This window comes from Pseudomonas botevensis (genome assembly GCF_019145475.1).
In the GTDB taxonomy this organism is placed as follows: Bacteria; Pseudomonadota; Gammaproteobacteria; order Pseudomonadales; family Pseudomonadaceae; genus Aquipseudomonas; species Aquipseudomonas botevensis.
Genome location: NZ_JAHTKI010000016.1, coordinates 73,081 through 93,578, shown reverse-complemented (window position 1 = coordinate 93,578; position 20,498 = coordinate 73,081). Strand labels below are relative to the sequence as shown.

Here is a 20,498-nt window from a genome sequence, read left to right as displayed (position 1 = left end):
GCTTGCGGTTAAAATCGCGCTCATTATAACGGGTCTTTTCCTACCGACACGGCGAGCCGCACATGCCTGTACGCAATCGAGCAAAAAACTGATGTCCACCACCTGGCATGTTCTCGGCGCCGGAAGCCTCGGCACGCTCTGGGCCACACGCCTGGCCCGCGCCGGCCTGCCGGTCAGGCTGATCGTGCGCGATGCCGAACGCCTGCTCAGCTATCAGGCCGCCGGCGGCCTGACCCTGGTCGAGCAGGGCAAAGCCAATACCTACGACGTACCCGGCGAGACACCGGACGCCGACGAACCGATCCGCCGCCTGCTGGTGGCGTGCAAAGCCTACGATGCGGAAAACGCCGTGGCCGGCGTGGCGCATCGCCTGGCGCCGGATGCCGAGCTGATCCTGTTGCAGAACGGCCTCGGCAGCCAGGAAGCGGTGGCCAATCGAGTCCCTCAAGCGCGCTGTATCTGCGCCTCCAGCACCGAAGGGGCGTTTCGCGATGGCGACTGGCGCGTGGTGTTCGCCGGTCACGGTTACACCTGGCTGGGTGACGCCGGTCATCCGGTGCCGCCTTTCTGGCTGGATGACCTGGAAGCGGCGAACATTCCCCACGAGTGGAGCGCCGACATCCTTACCCGCCTGTGGCGAAAACTGGCCCTCAACTGTGCGATCAATCCGCTGACCGTGCTGCACGACTGCCGAAATGGCGGTTTGCAGCAGCATCATTGCGAAGTCGCCACGCTGTGTTCGGAACTGGCCGAATTGCTGGAGCGCTGTGGACAACCGGCTGCGGCGGACAATCTGCAACCGGAAGTCGAACGGGTGATCCACGCCACCGCCGCCAATTACTCTTCGATGTATCAGGACGTCGCCAATCAGCGCCGCACTGAAATCAGCTATCTGCTGGGTCATGCCTGCAAGGTCGCCGAGCGCCATCGACTGAACCTGCCGCATCTCAAGCAATTGCAGCAGCGCCTGATCGCTCATCTGCAACGCCTCGGATTGCCCAGCGACTGAGCAGCGGCTACGCTGCCCACTTGTTCCTTTGTTGCGATAAACCCGATGCCATTGCGCCAGCGCCTTGAAAACCTGCCGGTCGGCCAGAAACTGCTGGCCGCCCTGCTGGTGCTGTTGACCACCGTTTTGCTGGTCGCCAACCTGACTTTCATCAGCGCCGCCTACTACATCTCCCAGGAAAGCATGGCTCCGCAGGCCCTGCAGACCATCGGCCGGCTGGTGTCCAATCCGAGCCTGGTGGCCGAGGCCCTGCAGTCGCAACAAAGCGCCGAGCGCCTGCTCAAGGAGCTCGACAGTTACTCGCCGCTGCGCGCTGCCGCGCTCTACGACGGCAAGGGCGAGCGTCTGGCGCAATTGCAACATGGCGACAAACTCAAGCTGCCGGAGCGTTACCGGCATATCGAAGCCTGGCAACTGACCGAGTTTCGCAGCAATCAACTGATCACCCTGCCCCGCCCCGGCACCGCGCCGGGGCACCTGTTGCTGGTGGCAAGCAGCGAACTGCCGGTGGCGTTCTACACCGGCACCCTCACGGCCAGTCTGGGCATCCTGATTTTCAGCGTGCTGTTGTGGCTGGTGATTGCCCGGCAGATCAAACGCCTGATTACCCGGCCGATCCATCAACTCGAAGAACTGTCACGCCAGGTGACCCGCGAGGAGAACTACGCCCTGCGCGCCTCCCGTGGCAACCACGACGAAATCGGCAGCCTCGCCGAAGCCTTCAATACCATGCTGTCGCGCATCGAGGCCCGTGAGCAGCAGCTCAAACGCGCCCGTGACGATTCGCAGGCCGCCTACGATCAGGCGCAAGGCCTGGCCGAGGAAACCCGCCACACCAACCGCAAGCTGGAGCTGGAAGTCCAGGTGCGCAGCAAGATCGAGAAGAAGCTCACCGGGTTCCAGAACTACCTCAACAGCATCATCGACTCCATGCCGTCGGCGCTGATCGCCCTCGACGAACAGCTCTACGTCACCCAATGGAACCAGGAGGCCAGTGCGCTTTCCGGGACGCGGCTGGATGAGGCGCTGAACCAGCCGATCTTCCTCGCCTTCGAGCCCTTGAAGCCGTTCCTGCCGCAGCTCAAGCAGACTGTCGAGCAGCACACCGTGGCGAAGATCGAGCGCGTGACCTGGTTCAAGGATGATGAGCCCAAGCATTACGCCCTGACGTTCTACCCATTGATGGGCGGTGCCGGGCGCGGTGTGGTGATCCGTATCGACGACATCACCCAGCGCCTGTCCCTGGAAGAAATGATGGTGCAGTCGGAGAAAATGCTCTCGGTCGGTGGCCTCGCCGCCGGCATGGCCCACGAGATCAACAACCCGCTGGGCGCGATCCTGCACAACGTCCAGAACATCCGTCGACGCCTGTCGACGGACCTGCCGAAAAACCTCGAACAGGCCGAACAACTGGGCGTCGAGCTGGAAACGGTGAATCGCTACCTGAAAGTGCGGGAAGTCCCGCAACTGCTCGACGGCATCCAGCAAGCCGGCGCCCGGGCAGCGAAAATCGTCACCCACATGCTCAGTTTCAGCCGCCGCAGCACCCGGCAAATGGCCCCATGCGACCTGCCGGCACTGATCGATCAAGCGGTGGAAATCGCCGGCAACGACTTCGATCTGGCGATCGGCTTCGACTTCAAGGGCCAGGCGATCATCCGCCAGTTCGACCCGGCCCTCGGCCCGGTGCCGGGCACCGCGAACGAACTGGAGCAAGTGCTGCTCAACCTGCTGAAAAACGCCGCGCAGGCAATCCACCAGCGCGAGGACGACAGCGAACCCGGGCGAATCATTCTGCGCACCCGGCTCAATCCGCCATGGGCGGAAATCCAGGTCGAAGACAACGGCATCGGCATGAGCGAGAACGTGCGCAAACGCACCTTCGAGCCGTTCTTCACCACCAAGGAAATCGGCCAGGGCACGGGCCTTGGCCTGTCGGTGTCGTACTTCATCATCACCAACAACCACAAGGGCCAGATGGAAGTGCAATCGGCGCCGGGGCAAGGCACATGCTTCACTCTGCGCCTGCCACTGACCCCACCGGCGCCCATCGCCGCGCCCACCCATCAATTATCGAGGTAAGCCATGGGCTTTCGCTTGTCGAAGATTTACACCCGCACCGGGGACAAAGGCGAGACCGGCCTGGGCGATGGCCGCCGCGTGCCCAAGGATCACCCCCGAATCGAAGCCATCGGCGAAGTCGATACGCTGAACAGTCAGGTCGGTGTGCTGCTGGCCGGATTACTCGCCGAACGTGAGGCGTGTCCGGGGCTGAATGAGCTGATCGAGGTTCTGGCGCCCTGCCAGCACCGTCTGTTCGATCTCGGCGGCGAACTGGCGATGCCGGAATATCAGGCCCTGAACACGGCGGAAATCGAGCGCCTGGAAACAGCCATCGACGTGTGGAACGAAGAGTTGGGACCACTGGAGAATTTCATTCTGCCGGGCGGCTCGATGCTGATTGCCCAGGCCCACGTCTGCCGCAGTCTGGCGCGCAGTGCCGAGCGGCGTTGCCAGCACTTGAATGCCGTGGAGCCACTGGCCGGGGTTGGCCTGGCCTACATCAATCGACTGTCGGATCTGTTGTTCGTGGCGGCGCGATTGATTGCGCGGCGCCAGGGGATTGCAGAGATTTTGTGGCAGCCGGCGGCCAAACCTTCAGCCTGACCGGACGCCTTCGCGGGCAATCCCGCTCCCACAAAAGCACCACACTCTGTGGAAGCGCGCTTGCCGCGAACAGACCGGCAGCCTCAGCGCAACATCAGCCCTGAGGCCAGAACGCCCGAATCCCCGCCACACCCTGAGCCCCGGCATTCCAGGCCTGCTCGCGCTCCGTCGGGCCGACTCCGCCCAGCAGGAACACCGGCTTGCTGAAACCTTCGATCAGCGTCGACGCCTGCTCCCAGCCCAATGGCTGCGCATCCGGGTGAGTCAGGGTCGGCTGTACCGGTGACAGGGTCACGAAGTCCACGCCCATCTGCTCGGCCAGCGCCAGTTCTTCAGCGTTGTGACACGACGCCGCCAACCAGCGCTGCGCCGGCAATGGACGCCCGGCCGCCGCGTACTTGCGCAACTGCGCCGAGGTGATGTGCCAACCGGCGGAGGGGAAATCCCCCAGCCATTCGAACGGGCCTTTGATCATCAACTGCGCCTTGCCGGCGCACAGGCCGACCGCATCCACCGCCAGATCGCGGTACTTCGGGTCGTAGCCGTTGGGCGCGCGCAACTGGATCAACTTGATCCCGCCGGCAATCGCTTTCTGGATGCCACGCAGCAGGGCCGGGGTTTCCAGGTCTTCCGGGGTGATCAGGTATTCGCCGGGCAAGCGTGCCGCTGCGACGATCGCTTGATTGGCCGCCGGGAACTCGTAATCCGTCAGCTCCCTGGCCGTCACCCAGGCCAGTGGCTGACCTTCGGCGCCGTGGGGTTCGCCGCTGAAGTCCGAGACTTCCCAGACATCCAGCAACACCTGTTTGTCCGGGTAATCGTGGCGCACCTTGATCAGTGGCCGGGCGGCACCGACGACGATGCCCAACTCTTCCTGCAGCTCACGGGCCAGCGCGGTTTGCACCGACTCGTCGGCCTCGACCTTGCCACCGGGAAACTCCCAAAGCCCACCCTGATGCTGGGTGTCGGCACGGCGGGCGATCAGAATTTTGCCGGCGCTGTCACGAATGACGGCGGCGGCGACGTGTACACGTTTCACGACTGCAACTCCTCCAGTCCGGCCTTCTGCCAGGCCTTGAAGGCTGGCCATTGGTAGACGGTTTCAACATAGGCGGCATCCACTGCCGGCAACTGCACCTGATAGGTACGCAGACGCACGGCAATCGGTGCAAAAAAGGCATCGGCCAGGGTCATCCGCCCGAACAGGTACGGGCCAGGCTCGGTGGCAACAGCGCGACATTCGGCCCACAGCGCAAGCATCCGTTCGATATCGACCTTCACTTCCGGTGGCACCGGGTTCAGCGGCGCGTCATGGCTCAGCTTGAACGGCATGTGATTGCGCATGGCGAAGAAGCCGCTGTGCATTTGTGCGCAGGCGGAACGCGCCTGGGCACGCGCGGCGGGATCTTTCGGCCAGAGATGGGCGGCCGGAAACTGTTCGGCCAGGTATTCGGCGATCGCCAGGGAATCGGCAATGGTGCCGTGTGCGGTTTTCAGCAAAGGCACCTTGGCGGTCGGCGAATGCTTGAGCATCCGTTCGCGGGTGTCGGGCTTGCCGAGCCTGATCAACTCCTCCGTGTACGCAGCGCCGGTCAGGTCGAGCGCCAGAGCGGCGCGCAGCGACCAGGAAGAGAGCAGTTTGTCGCCGATGATCAGGTGCAGGGACATGGTTCGATACCTTCTTGTCAGGGGGACAATCCAGAACTTCCAGCGCCTGGTCGTCCGTCTTCGCGGGCAAGCCCACTCCCACAGGTTCTGCGGCGTGCATAACTTTTGTGGTCACACCATCCACTGTGGGAGCGGGCTTGCCCGCGAAGGGAGCATCAGATTCAACACATTGGCTGACTGACGAACCGCTTTCGCGGGCAAACCCGCTTCCACCCTGGCGATTACGTGCGGTATTCGGCGTTGATCTTCACGTATTCGTGCGACAGGTCGGTGGTCCAGATGGTTTCGCTGCAATCGCCGCGACCCAACTCGATACGGATGGTGATCTCTTCCTGCTGCATCACCGCCGAGCCCTGGGCTTCAGTGTAGGTCGCCGCACGGGCGCCACGGCTGGCGATGCACACTTCGCCGAGGAACACGTCGATCTTGCTCACGTCCAGATCCGGCACGCCGGCACGGCCCACGGCGGCGAGGATACGGCCCCAGTTCGGGTCAGAGGCGAACAGCGCGGTCTTGATCAGCGGCGAGTGCGCCACGGTGTAACCGACGTCCAGGCATTCCTGGTGATTGCCGCCGCCGTTGACTTCAACGGTGACGAACTTGGTCGCGCCTTCGCCGTCGCGAACGATGGCCTGGGCCACGTCCATGCACACTTCGAACACCGCTTGCTTGAGCTTGGCGAACAGCTCGCCTTCGGCGCGGGTGATTTCCGGCAGCGCAGCCTTGCCGGTGGCGATCAGCATGCAGCAGTCGTTGGTCGAGGTGTCGCCGTCGATGGTGATGCGGTTGAACGACTTGTTCGCGCCGTCCAGCATCAGGCTCTGCAACACTTCGCGGGAGACTTTGGCGTCGGTGGCGATGTAGCCGAGCATGGTCGCCATGTTCGGACGAATCATGCCTGCGCCCTTGCTGATGCCGGTGACCGTGATGGTCACGCCGTCATGCTGGAACTGGCGGCTGGCGCCCTTGGGCAGGGTGTCGGTGGTCATGATGCCGGTGGCGGCAGCTTCCCAGTTGTTCTCCGAGAGATCATCCAGCGCAGCCTGCAACGCGCCTTCGATCTTCTCGACCGGCAGCGGCTCGCCAATCACGCCGGTGGAATACGGCAGGATCTGGCTGGCGTCGACGCCCGTCAGTTCGGCCAGTTTCGCGCAGGTGCGCTCCGCAGCGGCCAGGCCCGGCTCGCCAGTACCGGCGTTGGCGTTACCGGTGTTGGTCAGCAGATAACGCACGGCGTTCTGCACGCGCTTTTTCGCCAGGATCACCGGCGCCGCGCAAAAGGCGTTCAGTGTGAACACGCCGGCCACGGTCGAGCCTTCGGCACAGCGCATCACGACCACATCTTTGCGCCCGGGGCGCTTGATGCCGGCCGAGGCGATACCGAGTTCAAAACCGGCAACCGGGTGCAACGTTGGCAAAGGACCAAGACCAACAGCCATGAATGCGCTCCTTAATCAGTGATGTCAGCACCGCTACGCTGTTTATCTACAAGAAAGCGGCGGTGTAAATGGCAAAACGCCGCGACGGCTGATGCCGGTCGCGGCGCGGGTATTTCAGCGATTGAAACGGGGTTTACTGGATCTGCCCGTGGCAATGCTTGAATTTCTTGCCCGAACCGCAGTAGCACAGCTCGTTGCGGCCCAGTTTCTGCTCGTTGCGAACCGGGGCGGTGGCGAGGGCCACATCGACCTCTTCACCGATTTCCGGCTGCGCTTCCAGACCTGGCGCTTCGGCATGTTCGAACTGCATGCGCGCGGCCAGCGCCTCGGCTTCCTGGCGCAGACGCGCTTCTTCTTCGGCCGGATCTTCGCGGCGAACCTGAACGTGCGACAGCACACGAATCGAGTCGCGCTTGATCGAATCCAGCAGCTCGGAGAACAGCGTGAACGACTCGCGCTTGTATTCCTGCTTCGGGTTCTTCTGCGCATAACCACGCAGGTGAATACCGTGACGCAGGTGATCCATGGTCGACAGGTGGTCTTTCCACAGGTCGTCCAGTACGCGCAGCACGATCTGCTTCTCGAAGGAGCGCAGTGCGTCGGCACCGGCCTGGTCTTCTTTCTCGTTGTACGCGGCGATCAGTTCGGCCAGCAGCTTCTCGCGCAGGGTTTCTTCGTACAGGTGATCGTCTTCGTCGAGCCATTGCTGGATCGGCAGCGACACACCGAAGTCGCTCTGCAACGCGGACTCCAGACCGGTCACGTCCCACTGCTCAGGCAGCGATTGCGGCGGAATGTGTGCGCTGACGGTGGCGTTGAGCACGTCCTGACGGAAATCGGCAATGGTTTCGCCGACGTTGTCCGCGGCCAGCAACGTGTTACGCATGTGATAGATCACTTTACGCTGTTCGTTGTTGACGTCGTCGAACTCGAGCAGTTGCTTGCGGATGTCGAAGTTGCGACCTTCAACCTTGCGCTGCGCCTTCTCGATGGCGTTGGTCACCATGCGGTGCTCGATCGCCTCGCCCGGCTGCATGCCCAGGGCCTTCATGAAGTTCTTCACCCGGTCAGAGGCGAAGATGCGCATCAGGCTGTCTTCCAGCGACAGGTAGAAGCGGCTCGAACCGGCGTCGCCCTGACGGCCGGCACGGCCACGCAGCTGGTTGTCGATACGACGGGATTCGTGACGCTCGGACGCGATCACCTGCAGGCCACCGGACTCCAGCACTTGCTGGTGACGCTTCTGCCAGTCGGCCTTGATCTGGGCGATCTGCTCGGGGGTCGGGTTTTCCAGCGACGCGACTTCAACTTCCCAGTTGCCGCCCAACAGGATGTCGGTCCCACGACCGGCCATGTTGGTCGCGATGGTCAGCGCGCCCGGACGACCGGCCTGGGCAATGATCTCGGCTTCCTTCTCGTGGAACTTGGCGTTCAGAACCTTGTGTTCGATGCCTTCTTTGACCAGCAGGCTGGACATGTGCTCGGAGGTTTCGATGGTGGCAGTACCCACCAGCACCGGACGACCGGCGGCCATGCTTTCCTTGATGTCGTTGACGATGGCCGCGTATTTCTCGTCGGCGGTCAGGAACACCAGGTCGTTGTAGTCCTTACGGGCCAACGGTTTGTTGGTCGGAATGACGATGACCGGCAGACCGTAGATCTGATGGAACTCGAACGCTTCGGTGTCGGCCGTACCGGTCATGCCGGACAGCTTTTCGTACAGACGGAAGTAGTTCTGGAACGTGGTCGACGCCAGGGTCTGGCTTTCGGCCTGGATGTTGAGGTTTTCCTTGGCTTCGATGGCCTGGTGCAGGCCCTCGGACAGACGACGGCCCGGCATGGTACGACCGGTGTGTTCGTCGACCAGGACAACCTGACCGTCCTGCACGATGTATTCGACGTTGCGGTGGAACAGCTTGTGCGCACGCAGGCCGGCGTAGACGTGAGTCAGCAGGCTCAGGTTGTGCGCCGAGTACAGGCTTTCGCCTTCGGCCAGCAAGCCGATGCTGGTGAGCTGGTCTTCGATGAACTGGTGACCGGCTTCGTTGAGTTCAACCTGACGGGTCTTCTCGTCAACGGTGTAGTGGCCTTCCTGGGTGACTTCGCCTTCGACTTCTTCGACGTGCAGCTTGAGTTTCGGGATCAGCTTGTTGATCTCGATGTACAGCTTGGAGCTGTCCTCGGCCTGACCGGAAATGATCAGCGGGGTACGGGCTTCGTCGATGAGGATGGAGTCGACTTCGTCGATCACGGCAAAGTTGAGTTCGCGCTGGAATTTTTCTTCCATGCTGAACGCCATGTTGTCGCGCAGGTAGTCGAACCCGAATTCGTTGTTGGTGCCGTAGGTGATGTCGGCGGCGTAGGCCAGGCGTTTTTCTTCCGGCGGCTGGAACGGCGTCACGATGCCGACGGTCAGGCCGAGGAATTCATACAGCGGACGCATCCAGTTGGCGTCCCGGCGGGCCAGGTAGTCGTTCACGGTCACAACGTGTACGCCCTTGCCGGACAGCGCGTTGAGGTAAACGCCCAGAGTACCCACCAGGGTCTTGCCTTCACCGGTACGCATTTCGGCGATCCGGCCTTCATGCAGGGTCATGCCGCCGATCAGCTGGACATCGAAGTGACGCATACCCATGACGCGCTTGCCGGCTTCGCGGGCGACCGCAAAGGCTTCGGGCAACAGCTTGTCGAGGGTTTCCCCTTTGGCGATGCGGTCCTTGAACTCGGCAGTCTTGGCGCGCAGTTGATCGTCCGAGAGGGCGACCATTTTCTCTTCGAAGGCATTGACGAGCTGCACCGTCTTGAGCATGCGTTTGACTTCACGCTCGTTCTTGCTTCCAAAAAGTTTCTTTAACAAAGGCGCAAACATATCGGCAGGATCTTCCACACTAAAGGGATGGAGGGCGGCCCCGTGAGTCGCCCGTGCAGCCCTCATGGCCGCATGCGAACGAGCATTCTACCCGGAAACGGTGGTGAGGAAAGTGGGGATATTCCACGATGCTGGCACAGCGCTTTGACGGGGCTCACTTAAAATAAGGGCGTTTTGCTCAACTTCAAGCCGTTCACGGCAGAAGTCAGTCGTGGATTTAATGGGCAAAGCAGGGACAAAAGCAATGGGCGAGTGAAATGGGTGCTTTCTGCTACCATGGCGCCTCTGTGACTTCAGGTGTTCGATCATGGCATTTCGCCCACTTACAGCCAGAGCGCCCGCCGTTCTGCTTCGCGAAGCCAAGCCGCTCAAAGCCCTTCTCGGCCACGCGCAACGACTCGCCCACCTGCAACGCCTGCTCGACAGCCAACTGCAACCCGCCGCCCGCGAACACTGCAGTGTCGGGTCATGGAAGGAAGGCACGCTGACCCTGGTCGTCAACAATGGCCACTGGGCCACGCGCCTGCGCTACCAGCAGAAACGCTTGCAACGGCAGCTGCAACTGTTCGATGAGTTCGCCAACCTCATGCAGATCCGCTTCATGGTACGACCTGCGACCGTTCAGCACGAGCCGAGCGGACACACCATCGACCTGTCGACGGATGCGGCGGCGACCATTCAGTCCACCGCCGACGGTATCAGCGATCCGAACCTGCGCGCGGCGCTGGAGCGCCTTGCAGCACACGCCAAACCCAAGTCCTGATCGCCTGCCCCCAGCAATCGTTTCAGCGGCGTTTGCTGCCGCCCAGCAACGAGCCCATCAAGCCGCGCACCAATTGCTTGCCCAACTGGTTCGCCGCCTGACGCATCGCCGACTTCAGCGCCTGCCCCGCCGCCGTGCCGAGGAACTCTCCGGCCCGGTCGGCCAGACTCGGCTCTTCGACGGGCGGTCTGCCCGGTGCCGCCTCGGCCTCCGGTGCGAGGCCTTTGCGCCCCATCAGGATTTCATAGGCTGACTCACGGTCGATCGGCTTGTCATAACGCCCCTTGAACGGCGACCCGGCGATCAGCATCGTGCGCTCGGTGTCGGTCAACGGCCCGATCCGCGACTGCGGCGGCGCCACCAGCACCCGCTGGACCATTTCCGGCGTGCCTTTTTCCTGCAAGGTGCCAACCAGCGCTTCGCCGATGCCCAGTTCGGTCAAAACCGTCAGGCTGTCGAACGCCGGATTCGGCCGGAACCCATCCGCCACCGCACGCAGGGATTTCTGCTCCTTGGCGGTAAACGCCCGCAGCCCGTGCTGGATCCGCAACCCCAGCTGCGCCAGCACGTCATCCGGCAGGTCGCCGGGCGACTGGGTGACGAAATACACGCCGACGCCCTTGGAGCGAATCAGCCGCACCACTTGCTCCAGCCGTTCCTGCAAGGCCTTCGGCGTATCGGCGAACAGCAGGTGCGCCTCGTCGAAAAACAGCGCAAGCAGCGGTTTGTCGGCATCGCCGCGCTCCGGCAGTTGCTCGAACAATTCGGCCAACAACCACAGCAGGAACGTCGCGTAGACTTTCGGCGCTTCATGAACCAGACGGCTGGCGTCGAGCAAATGAATGCGCCCGCGACCGTCGGCGGCCGGTTGCAGAATATCCTCCAGTTGCAGGGCCGGCTCGCCGAACAGCGCTTCAGCGCCCTGCTGTTCCAGGGTTGCCAGACGCCGCAACAGCGCCTGACTGGAGCCGGTGGTCATCAGCGCGGCGTCTTCGCCCAGCAGTTGCGGATTGTCCTTGAGGTGATTGAGCAGTGCTTTCAGATCCTTCAGATCCAGCAGCAACAGGCCTTCGCGGTCCGCCACTTTGAACGCCGCGTACAGCGCCGACTGCTGGCTGTCGGTGAGTTCCAGCAGGCTGCCGATCAGCAGCGGCCCCATTTCGCTCAACGTGGTGCGAAGCGGATGACCGGACTGACCGTGAATGTCCCACAACGTCACCGGATAAGCCCGGGCCTGGTAATTGAGCCACGGCATGCCGGCAATACGCTCGGCAATCTTGCCCTGAGGGTTACCGGCGGCACCCAGGCCGCACAGGTCGCCTTTGATGTCAGCGGCGAACACCGCGATCCCGGCATCACTGAAGGCTTCGGCCAGGCGTTGCAAGGTGACAGTCTTGCCGGTGCCGGTGGCGCCGGCCACCAGTCCATGGCGATTGGCCAGGCGCATGGCCTGGGCGATCGGTTGCCCTGTGAGATCAGCGCCGATAACGAGTTTCGAGGAATCAGGCATTTGGTCACCTAGTGATTAATCTTTGTCGGGCATGGCCGATAGCTATAGATGAGAGACCAGACCACAAGTCAGGTCTGACATTTCCCTAAGGAGAGTCGGAAATATCAGTTTGCTTTCAACCCTGCCCATTTTGCGAGCCTTTATAAAAGCACGCCCTGGACATTAAGACCTTAGCGGAACCCCAAGCCATGAACAAAAACCTACGCTTCAGCCATAAAATTTTGCTTGCCGCCGCCCTCATCGTCATTGCCGCCTTCGCCTCGTTCACGCTGTACAACGACTGGTTGCAGCGCAACGCCATCCGCGCGGATCTGGACAATTATCTCAATGAGATGGGCGAGGTCACTGCCGGCAACATCCAGACCTGGCTCAACGGTCGCATCCTGCTGATCGAGAACGCCGCCCAGAACATCGCCATCAACCCGGAACCCTCCGCCGTCGCCAACCTGCTGGAACAGAAAGCCCTGACCTCGACGTTCATGGCTTCCTACCTGGGCGACGCCACCGGTCACTTCACCATCCGTCCGGATGCGAAGATGCCGGACGGTTTCGACCCACGGGTTCGCCCCTGGTACAAAGGGGCCGAGAGCAGCAGCACCTCGACCCTGACCGAACCGTACATCGACGCCGCCACCGGCCAGTTGATCATTTCCATCGCCACCGCCTCCAAGAAGGCCGGTCAGAGCGTGGGCGTAGTGGGCGGTGACCTGAGCCTGCAAACCCTGATCGATACCCTCGCCGCTCGGGATTTCGACGGCATGGGCTACGTTTTCCTGGTCAGCGCCGACGGCAAGATCCTGGTCCACCCGGACAAGACGCTGGTGATGAAATCCCTGAAAGAAGCCTATCCGCAGGACACCCCGCGCATCAGCAGCGATTTCAGTGAAGTCACCGTCGACGGCAAGACCCGCATCGTCACGTTCACCCCGATCAAGGGCCTGCCGTCGGTGAACTGGTACATCGGCCTGTCGGTGGACAAGGATCAGGCGTTCTCGATGCTCAGCCAGTTCCGCACCTCAGCCGTGATCGCCACCGTGATTGCCGTGGCTATCATCATCGCCCTGCTCGGCATGCTGATCCGCCTGCTGATCCAGCCGCTGCACGTCATGACCCGTGCCATGGAAGACATCGCCGACGGCGAAGGCGACCTGACCAAACGCCTGACCATCCAGAACCAGGATGAATTCGGTGTCCTCGGCACCGCATTCAACCGCTTCGTCGAGCGCATTCACGGCTCGATCCGCGAAGTGTCCTCGGCCACCGGGCAAGTCAACGAAGTCGCCCTGCGTGTGGTCGCGGCGTCGAACTCGTCGATGTACAACTCCGACCAGCAGGCCTCGCGCACCAACAGCGTGGCCGCCGCGATCAACCAACTCGGCGCCGCCGCCCAGGAAATCGCCCGCAACGCCGCCCAGGCCTCGACCCAGGCCAGCGACGCCCGTGGCCTGGCCGAAGACGGCCAGCACGTGGTGGACCGCAGCATCAAGGCGATGAACCAGTTGTCGAACATGCTCAGCGCGTCGAGCAGCAACATCGAGTCGCTGAACAGCAAGACCGTGAACATCGGGCAGATTCTTGAGGTGATCACCAGCATTTCCCAGCAGACCAACCTGCTGGCACTTAACGCGGCGATCGAAGCGGCCCGGGCCGGTGAGGCCGGACGCGGGTTTGCGGTGGTGGCCGACGAAGTGCGCAACCTGGCGCATCGCACCCAGGAGTCGGCGCAACAGGTGCAGACCATGATCGAAGAGCTGCAGGTCGGCGCCCGCGAATCGGTGAGCACCATGACCGACAGCCAGCGTCACAGCCAGGACAGCGTGGAAATCGCCAACCTTGCCGGAGAACGCCTGAACAGCGTGACCCAGCGCATTGGCGAAATCGACGGGATGAACCAGTCGGTAGCGACCGCGACCGAGGAACAGACGGCGGTGGTGGAGTCGATCAACGTCGATATCACCGAGATCAACACGCTGAACCAGGAAGGTGTGGAAAACCTGCAAGCGACGTTGCGCGCGTGCTCGGACCTGGAGCAGCAGGCTTCGCGGTTGAAGCAGTTGGTAGGGAGCTTCCGCATTTAAGATCAAGAGCCACCCCTCATCGGAACGCCACCCGCCCGGCCCTCTTCCCAGGGAGAGGGTCAGGGGCTGCGCCGGACCTGCCAGCGCCGAAATCCCGACCGAACATCTATCCTTGATAAAGGTCAACCAAGGGAGATCAACGCGGAGGGACGTTCACCGTGCATATCGCCGACATCACCATGTTTTACGCCCCGGCCAGCGGCGGTGTGCGCACGTATCTGGATGCCAAGCACCGGCGGCTCGGCCATCGCCCGGGAATTCGCCACAGCCTGCTGATCCCCGGTGCGCACCTGAGTGAACAGGATGGCGTTTATACGGTGCCGGCCCCCGCCCTGCCGTTCGGCAAGGGTTACCGTTTCCCGCTGCGTCTGGCGCCCTGGCGCAATGTCCTGCACGACCTGCAACCGGACCTGATCGAAGTCGGCGACCCGTACCTGACCGCCTGGGCCGCGCTCGACGCCCGGCGACAACTGGATGTGCCGGTCATCGGCTTCTATCACTCGGATCTGCCGCTGCTGGCGGGCAACCGCGTGGGCCACTGGGTCACACCGAATGTCGAGGCCTACGTCAGCAAACTCTACGGCAACTTCGACCGGGTGCTGGCGCCCAGTCAGGTGATGGCCGACAAACTCCGCAGCCTGGGGGTACGCAATGTGTTCGTCCAGCCGCTGGGCGTGGATCTGCGCACGTTCCATCCTGACGCCCGCGATCCGGGCCTGCGCGCCGCACTGGGGATTGCCGAAGACGCACGCCTGCTGATCTTCGCCGGGCGCGGCGCCAAGGAGAAAAACCTGCCGGTGCTGCTCAAGTGCATGCAACGCCTCGGCCCGCGCTATCACTTGCTGCTGGTCGGTTCGTCGATGCCCGCCGCCGTTCCGGACAACGTCAGCGTCATCGATGGTTTCTGCCCGACGCCGCAAGTGGCGCGGTTGATGGCCAGTGCCGATGCGCTGGTGCATGCCGGTGATCAGGAAACCTTCGGCCTGGTGATCCTCGAAGCGATGGCCTGCGGCATTCCAGTGGTGGCAGTGGCGGCCGGCGCGTTCGAGGAGATCGTCAGCGAACCTTGCGGCCTGCTCTGCGCGCCGAACAATCCGCAGTTGATGGCCAACGCCGTGCGCGAGCTGTTCAGTCGCAATCCGGCGATTCTCGGTCGCCTTGCGCGGCAACATGTCGAACGGCACTACGCCTGGGACACCGTGGTCGACAGCCTGCTCGGGCATTACCACGCCGTCCTCGGCCATTCGCTGCCCCGGGTGGCCAATGGTTGAACCGAACAATCCCCCGGCGCTGTTGCTGGTGCTGCACGACGTGGCGCCATGCACCTGGGCCGATTACCAACCTTTCGTCGAAGCTGTCGATGCGCTGGGCGGCGTGCCACTGACCTGGCTGGTGGTCCCGGATTTCCATCGGCGTAATGCACTGGACGCCGATCGATCATTTCGCCAACGGCTGAGCGAGCGTGTATCCCGTGGCGATGAACTGGTACTGCACGGCTATTTTCATGACGATCAGGAACCCCGGCCAAACACGCCAAAGGATTGGTTCATGCGCCGGTTCTACACCCATGAAGGCGAGTTTTATCAGCTGTCCCGCGAGACTGCCCTCGCCCGCCTGCACGCGGGCATCGCGTTGTTTCAGCGTTATGACTGGCCGCTGCACGGTTTCGTCGCGCCGGCATGGCTGATGAGCGAAGGCACGCGCCAGGCCTTGCGCGAATTGCCCTTGAGCTACACCAGCGACCCGCAACATCTTTATCGCCTGCCGGACTTCACCGCCATCAACGCCCCTGGTCTGGTCTGGAGCGCGCGCAGTGCATGGCGTCGCGGCTTGTCTAAACTGCTCAGCGAGCAACGTGAGCAGCGCTGGCGCCACGCCCCGGTGATTCGCCTGGGCGTGCATCCGGTGGATATGCGCCACCGTTTTTCCCGCGACTACTGGCTGCACACCGTCGAACGTTTACTGAATGAAGGCCGCGTGCCAATGACCAAGATCGACTGGCTGACGCAACAGCACAAGCATCCCGGATACGCCGCATGAGTCGCGGCATTCTTTTATTGATCGGCCTGATCGCGGCGGTGCTGATCCCGATCCTGCTGGGCGGCGGCGAAACCTGGGCGCGCTTGCAAAGTTTTCCGCTGCATTGGCTGCTGCTGATGTTCGGCATGATCCTGCTGTGCTGGGGCATCAACACCCTGCGCCTGCGGCTGCTGCTCGGCGATCAACGCGAACGGGTCACGCCGCTGAAAAGCCTCGGCGTAGTGATGGCCGCCGAATTCGCTTACTGCGCCACGCCGGGCGGCAGCGGCGGGCCACTGACGATCATGGCCCTGCTGGCCCGCAGCGGTGTGCGCCCGGCCCGTGGCAGCGCGGTGTTCGCCATGGATCAATTGAGCGATCTGCTGTTTTTCCTCTGCGCCCTGAGCGGGATCCTGATCTACGCGCTGTTCCAGCACTTGAGCGATCGCCTCGAATGGCTGCTGATGGTCAGCGCCGTGTCGCTGTTCGGTGGGCTGTTCAGTTGCGTGCTGCTGGCGCGTTATCACCGCGCACTGATTCGCCTGAGCGGACGATTGCTGGCGAGCATCAACGTCAAGGGCAGTACCCGTCGACGCTGGGCGCGCAAGCTTCTGCATTTTCTCGCGGCATTCACCGACACCCTGAAACTGCCCTGGCAAACGCTGATCAAGGTCTTCGCGTTGACGTGCGTGCATTGGCTGTTGCGTTACAGCGTGCTGTATCTGGCATTGCGCGGGCTGGGGGCGGACTTGCAATGGGCGTGGAGTTTCCTGATCCAGATGCTGTCGCTGGGGGCCGGGCAATTCAGTCTGTTGCCCGGCGGCGCAGGCGCGGCGGAACTGACCTCGGCGGCGCTGCTGGCGCCCATGGTGGGAAAATCCACCGCCGCAGCGGCGATTCTGATCTGGCGGGTGGTGACCTATTACTTCTATCTGCTGGTGGGCGGGCCGGTGTTTCTGCTGATGCTGGGACGGCCGCTGCTCAAGAAACTGATGAGAACTCGTCAGGCGTGATCGACGACGCGGAATTTTCGTCAGGCTCCGGTTTCACTTTCTCCCACAACTCGGCGGCGCCGGGAAACTCGGTTCCATCCTCCTCGTCCATGTCTTGCGGGTCATAGCGGCTCAGGCAACCCTCACCCAACGTGGCAGGTGCCCTGGAGGTGGCTTTATCCAGTGGATCGGTCATGGGTATTACCTCAAGGCTGAATAAAAGAAAGGGCCTGGAGCGATTGAACGCCCAGGCCCTGTCTTTTTCAACCGTGAACGGCTTCGATCAGAACACCACGGTCTTGTTGCCGTGGACCAGCACGCGGTCTTCGAGGTGATAGCGCAGACCACGGGCCAGCACCATTTTCTCGACGTCACGGCCGAAACGCACCATGTCTTCGATGCTGTCGCTGTGACTGACACGCACCACGTCCTGCTCGATGATCGGGCCGGCATCCAGCTCTTCGGTCACGTAGTGGCAGGTCGCGCCGATCAGTTTCACGCCACGCAACGATGCCTGGTGATACGGCTTGGCACCGACGAACGACGGCAGGAAGCTGTGGTGAATGTTGATGACCTTGTGTGCGTATTCGCGGCACAGCGCCGGCGGCAGGATCTGCATGTAGCGCGCCAGCACCACCACTTCGGCGTCGTGCTGCTTGACCAGACGCGACACTTCAGCGAACGCCGGTTCCTTGTCCTGCGGATTGACCGGGACGTGGTAATAAGGAATGCCATGCCACTCGACCATGCTGCGCAGGTCGTCGTGGTTGGAAATCACGCAGGAGATTTCGCAATCCAGCTCGTCGCTGTGCCAGCGGTGCAGCAGGTCGGCCAGGCAATGGGACTCACGGCTGGCCATCAACACCACGCGCTTTTTCTGCTCGGTGTCGGTGATACGCCAGTCCATCGAGAACTCTTCGGCAATCGGCGCGAACTTCTCGCGCAAGACTTCAATACCGAAAGGCAACGAATCGGCACGAATTTCGTGACGCATGAAGAACCAGCCGATCTGATTGTCCGAGTGGTGGCTCGCTTCGGTGATCCAGCCGTTGTGGGATGCCAGGAAATTACTGACTTTGGCAACAATGCCAACGCGGTCCGGGCAAGAAATCACCAGCCGAAAGGTGCGCATGAGGGGGAAACTCCAGAACTTCGCAAAGGCCGCCATTCTAGCGACTGCGCAGGAAAACTGCAGTATTGATGACCACGGCCGCTGCGCCAGTCCTCGTCCGGGCCACGTTGAAGTTTTTTTGACAGCGATTAACGCCAGAATACCGGCGCACCACAGATGACGATTAAACAAGTCGTTGTGAATGACCCTGAAGACTGCATCACAATATTTAACTGAATATTCAACTCGGGCCTTCTCTTCGTAACTAATTCAAATAAAAACCCCGGTTAAATGTTTACTTGATGAAACAGCCTGACTATTATTGCGCCACTGTCCCCTGTCATTCAGCACTTTACATAAGGTAGTAATCATGTCCTTGATCAATGAATATCGCGCCACCGAAGAGGCCATCAAAGAGCTGCAAGCCCGTCTGAAAAACCTGTCGGAAGACGACAAACTGCAAACCGAGCTGCAATTCGAAAGCAAACTGCGCGCTCTGATGGGCGAATATTCCAAGTCCCTGCGCGACATCATCGCACTGTTGGATCCACAAGGCGCAGCCAAGGCTCCACGCACTGGCGCAGTAAAAACTACCGGCACCAAACGTGCTCGCAAAGTTAAGCAATACAAAAACCCGCACAACGGTGAAGTCATCGAAACCAAAGGTGGCAACCACAAGACTCTGAAAGAGTGGAAAGCCAAGTGGGGCGGTGACGTGGTTGAAGGCTGGTCGACCCTGCTGGGCTAAGCCGCAACCCCGTCGCAGAGCGATCCGCGACGAAAATAAAACGCCAGCATTCGCTGGCGTTTTTTTATGCCCGTCATTTCGTCGACGGGCATGTTCGATTTCAAAGATACAAACGTTTGCGTAATGCCTCGACATAGTTACGCCATTCATCAAGCACCGCATTCTGCGTCGGCGTGGCACTAAGCGCCCATTCTTCTGCGGCCTGTGCAAAAGATTCGAGGGTATTAGGAGCCCCCATTTGCGCTTCGCACAAGCGTTGCCGGCAAAAGATCGTCCAGCGTTCTCGCTCCTCGGAACTCAACGTTTCGGGAAAGTTACGTGCTCGATATCGAAAGAGTAATTCCGGCAAACGTTCGTCATCGAAAGGCCATTGCTCTCGGCTTAATTGCGCAGGATCGGCCGTCCTCACTTGCTCACATAGACGACGATCCCGGTCACCGATAAATCCGTCGTACAACTGCTGTTCCGGATCTTCACTCGGGGTGAAATCCTCGCTGGCATAAATCGTCGCGACTTTATCTTTCCAGATATGTTGTGCGTCACTTAGCCGCAATGCGCGGGCCTGATAAAGCGCCATGTCCAGCCCGAGACGCTGTTGATCGTCCGCGCGCAATACCGACAACGGCGCCACCACCGGGCAGCGGTTGACGTGAATCAGTTTGAGCGGCACCGGCAATTCACCTTCGGCCAAAGCCTCGCGACGGGTGTACAGGCGCTGGCGCAAGGTTTCGGCGTCGAGGTCGAGCAGGCCCTGCGGGTCCAGGTGCAGGTCGCAGACAATCAGCGCATTGCGGTTGCGCGGATGCCAGGCCAGCGGCAGCACCACGCCCACGTAATGCCGCGCCGCCGAGAAGCGCCCGGAGATGTGCACTATCGGCTGCAACAGACGAACCTGATCCATGACCTTCTGCTTGCTGCGCAGTTGAAACAGCCAGTCATACAGTTTCGGCTGCTTCTCGCGGATCAGCCGGGCCAGGGCGATGGTGGCGCGCACGTCGGACAATGCTTCGTGGGCATGACCATGATCGAGGCCGTTGGCGGCGGTCAGGCGTTCGAGCTTGAGCGTCACCCGGCCCTCGTCATCGGTCGGCCACACCAGGCCGTCGGGGCGCAAGGCGTAGGCGGCGCGCACCACATCGATCAAATCCCAGCGGCTGTTGCCGCCCTGCCATTCCCGGGCGTACGGGTCGAAAAAATTCCGGTACAGGCTGTAGCGGGTCATCTCGTCGTCGAAGCGCAACGTGTTGTAACCCGCGCCACAGGTGCCGGGCGCGGCCAGTTGCGCGTGAATCCGGGTCATGAAGTCGGCTTCGCTCAACCCCTGCTCGGCCAGACGACCGGGGGTGATACCGGTGATCACGCACGCGGCCGGATGCGGCAGGATGTCTTCGCTGGGCTGGCAATAAAGGTTGACCGGCTCATCGATCTCGTTGAGTTCATGGTCGGTGCGAATCCCGGCCACCTGCAACGGGCGGTCACAGCGGGGATTGATCCCGGTGGTTTCGTAGTCGTACCAGAAGATGGAAGTCACGGGCGGTTCCTGAACTGAAGATCGGCAAAGTCTAGGCGCTCGACCGCCGTGGCGGCCAGCGCCGTGTCATTCGAGCAGCTTTCGCCACATGCTG

17 protein-coding genes and 1 pseudogene are annotated in these 20,498 nt (G+C 61.8%); 10 read left to right on the top strand and 8 right to left on the bottom strand.

Annotated features, from left to right (window positions below; translation table 11 throughout):
* Positions 1–91: 91 nt before the first annotated feature.
* Genes KVQ74_RS19655 through KVQ74_RS19645 form a run of 3 tightly spaced genes read left to right on the top strand, consistent with a single transcriptional unit; the run spans position 92 to position 3,676 of the window.
* Complete coding sequence (locus KVQ74_RS19655) at positions 92–1,009, top strand: putative 2-dehydropantoate 2-reductase (RefSeq protein WP_217832828.1); 918 nt, start codon at positions 92–94, stop codon at positions 1,007–1,009.
* A 45-nt stretch (positions 1,010–1,054) separates the two neighbouring features.
* On the top strand, positions 1,055–3,091 hold the full coding sequence (locus KVQ74_RS19650) for a sensor histidine kinase (RefSeq protein ID WP_217832827.1): 2,037 nt from the start codon (positions 1,055–1,057) through the stop codon (positions 3,089–3,091).
* 3 nt (positions 3,092–3,094) lie between these two features.
* The gene (locus KVQ74_RS19645; RefSeq protein ID WP_217832826.1) at positions 3,095–3,676 is read left to right on the top strand and encodes a cob(I)yrinic acid a,c-diamide adenosyltransferase; all 582 of its coding nucleotides are present in this window, start codon (positions 3,095–3,097) and stop codon (positions 3,674–3,676) included.
* 94 nt (positions 3,677–3,770) lie between these two features.
* Here KVQ74_RS19645 and KVQ74_RS19640 read toward each other — a convergent pair whose 3' ends face one another.
* From KVQ74_RS19640 to secA, 4 genes are all read right to left on the bottom strand, one after another.
* Positions 3,771–4,715 carry a Nudix family hydrolase gene (locus tag KVQ74_RS19640; protein ID WP_217832825.1) on the bottom strand — a complete coding sequence of 315 codons (945 nt, stop codon included), beginning with the start codon at positions 4,713–4,715 and terminating at the stop codon, positions 3,771–3,773.
* Positions 4,712–5,344, bottom strand: a complete 633-nt coding sequence (locus KVQ74_RS19635) for a glutathione S-transferase family protein (protein WP_217832824.1) — start codon at positions 5,342–5,344, stop codon at positions 4,712–4,714. Before KVQ74_RS19635 ends, KVQ74_RS19640 begins: the two co-directional genes overlap by 4 nt.
* A 221-nt stretch (positions 5,345–5,565) precedes the next feature.
* Positions 5,566–6,783, bottom strand: coding sequence for a bifunctional glutamate N-acetyltransferase/amino-acid acetyltransferase ArgJ (argJ, locus tag KVQ74_RS19630; RefSeq protein ID WP_217832823.1), 1,218 nt, complete (start codon positions 6,781–6,783; stop codon positions 5,566–5,568).
* A gap of 133 nt (positions 6,784–6,916) precedes the next feature.
* Positions 6,917–9,652 (bottom strand): preprotein translocase subunit SecA, encoded by a 2,736-nt coding sequence (secA, locus tag KVQ74_RS19625; protein ID WP_217832822.1) that lies wholly within the window; start codon positions 9,650–9,652, stop codon positions 6,917–6,919.
* Between the two features lie 307 nt (positions 9,653–9,959).
* Between secA and KVQ74_RS19620 the strand changes: the two genes are divergently transcribed.
* Complete coding sequence (locus KVQ74_RS19620) at positions 9,960–10,415, top strand: DUF721 domain-containing protein (RefSeq protein WP_217832821.1); 456 nt, start codon at positions 9,960–9,962, stop codon at positions 10,413–10,415.
* 22 nt (positions 10,416–10,437) lie between these two features.
* On the opposite strand, the gene KVQ74_RS19615 is transcribed toward KVQ74_RS19620, so the two are convergent.
* On the bottom strand, positions 10,438–11,925 hold the full coding sequence (locus KVQ74_RS19615; RefSeq protein ID WP_217832820.1) for a helicase HerA-like domain-containing protein: 1,488 nt from the start codon (positions 11,923–11,925) through the stop codon (positions 10,438–10,440).
* Between the two features lie 188 nt (positions 11,926–12,113).
* Between KVQ74_RS19615 and KVQ74_RS29620 the strand changes: the two are divergent.
* The 5 genes and pseudogenes from KVQ74_RS29620 to KVQ74_RS19595 form a co-directional block, all read left to right on the top strand.
* Positions 12,114–13,145 (top strand): annotated as a pseudogene (locus KVQ74_RS29620) (HAMP domain-containing protein); the annotation flags it as partial.
* Positions 13,146–13,238: 93 nt separating this feature from the next.
* On the top strand, positions 13,239–14,003 hold the full coding sequence (locus KVQ74_RS29615; protein ID WP_404822708.1) for a methyl-accepting chemotaxis protein: 765 nt from the start codon (positions 13,239–13,241) through the stop codon (positions 14,001–14,003).
* Between the two features lie 179 nt (positions 14,004–14,182).
* Positions 14,183–15,274 (top strand): glycosyltransferase family 4 protein, encoded by a 1,092-nt coding sequence (locus tag KVQ74_RS19605; protein ID WP_217832958.1) that lies wholly within the window; start codon positions 14,183–14,185, stop codon positions 15,272–15,274.
* Complete coding sequence (locus KVQ74_RS19600) at positions 15,267–16,043, top strand: DUF2334 domain-containing protein (RefSeq protein ID WP_217832818.1); 777 nt, start codon at positions 15,267–15,269, stop codon at positions 16,041–16,043. Before KVQ74_RS19605 ends, KVQ74_RS19600 begins: the two co-directional genes overlap by 8 nt.
* The gene (locus KVQ74_RS19595; RefSeq protein WP_217832817.1) at positions 16,040–17,035 is read left to right on the top strand and encodes a lysylphosphatidylglycerol synthase transmembrane domain-containing protein; all 996 of its coding nucleotides are present in this window, start codon (positions 16,040–16,042) and stop codon (positions 17,033–17,035) included. Before KVQ74_RS19600 ends, KVQ74_RS19595 begins: the two co-directional genes overlap by 4 nt.
* Here KVQ74_RS19595 and KVQ74_RS19590 read toward each other — a convergent pair.
* Together KVQ74_RS19590 and purU are read right to left on the bottom strand one after the other, a co-directional pair.
* Positions 17,004–17,210, bottom strand: a complete 207-nt coding sequence (locus tag KVQ74_RS19590) for a hypothetical protein (RefSeq protein ID WP_217832816.1) — start codon at positions 17,208–17,210, stop codon at positions 17,004–17,006. The genes KVQ74_RS19595 and KVQ74_RS19590 overlap by 32 nt on opposite strands.
* Before the next feature lie 87 nt (positions 17,211–17,297).
* The gene (gene purU / locus KVQ74_RS19585; RefSeq protein WP_217832815.1) at positions 17,298–18,146 is read right to left on the bottom strand and encodes a formyltetrahydrofolate deformylase; all 849 of its coding nucleotides are present in this window, start codon (positions 18,144–18,146) and stop codon (positions 17,298–17,300) included.
* Between the two features lie 349 nt (positions 18,147–18,495).
* Between purU and mvaT the strand changes: the two genes are divergently transcribed.
* On the top strand, positions 18,496–18,873 hold the full coding sequence (mvaT, locus tag KVQ74_RS19580) for a histone-like nucleoid-structuring protein MvaT (protein ID WP_217832814.1): 378 nt from the start codon (positions 18,496–18,498) through the stop codon (positions 18,871–18,873).
* Positions 18,874–18,973: 100 nt separating this feature from the next.
* Here mvaT and sbcB read toward each other — a convergent pair whose 3' ends face one another.
* Positions 18,974–20,404 (bottom strand): exodeoxyribonuclease I, encoded by a 1,431-nt coding sequence (sbcB, locus tag KVQ74_RS19575; RefSeq protein WP_217832813.1) that lies wholly within the window; start codon positions 20,402–20,404, stop codon positions 18,974–18,976.
* Positions 20,405–20,498 lie beyond the last annotated feature (94 nt).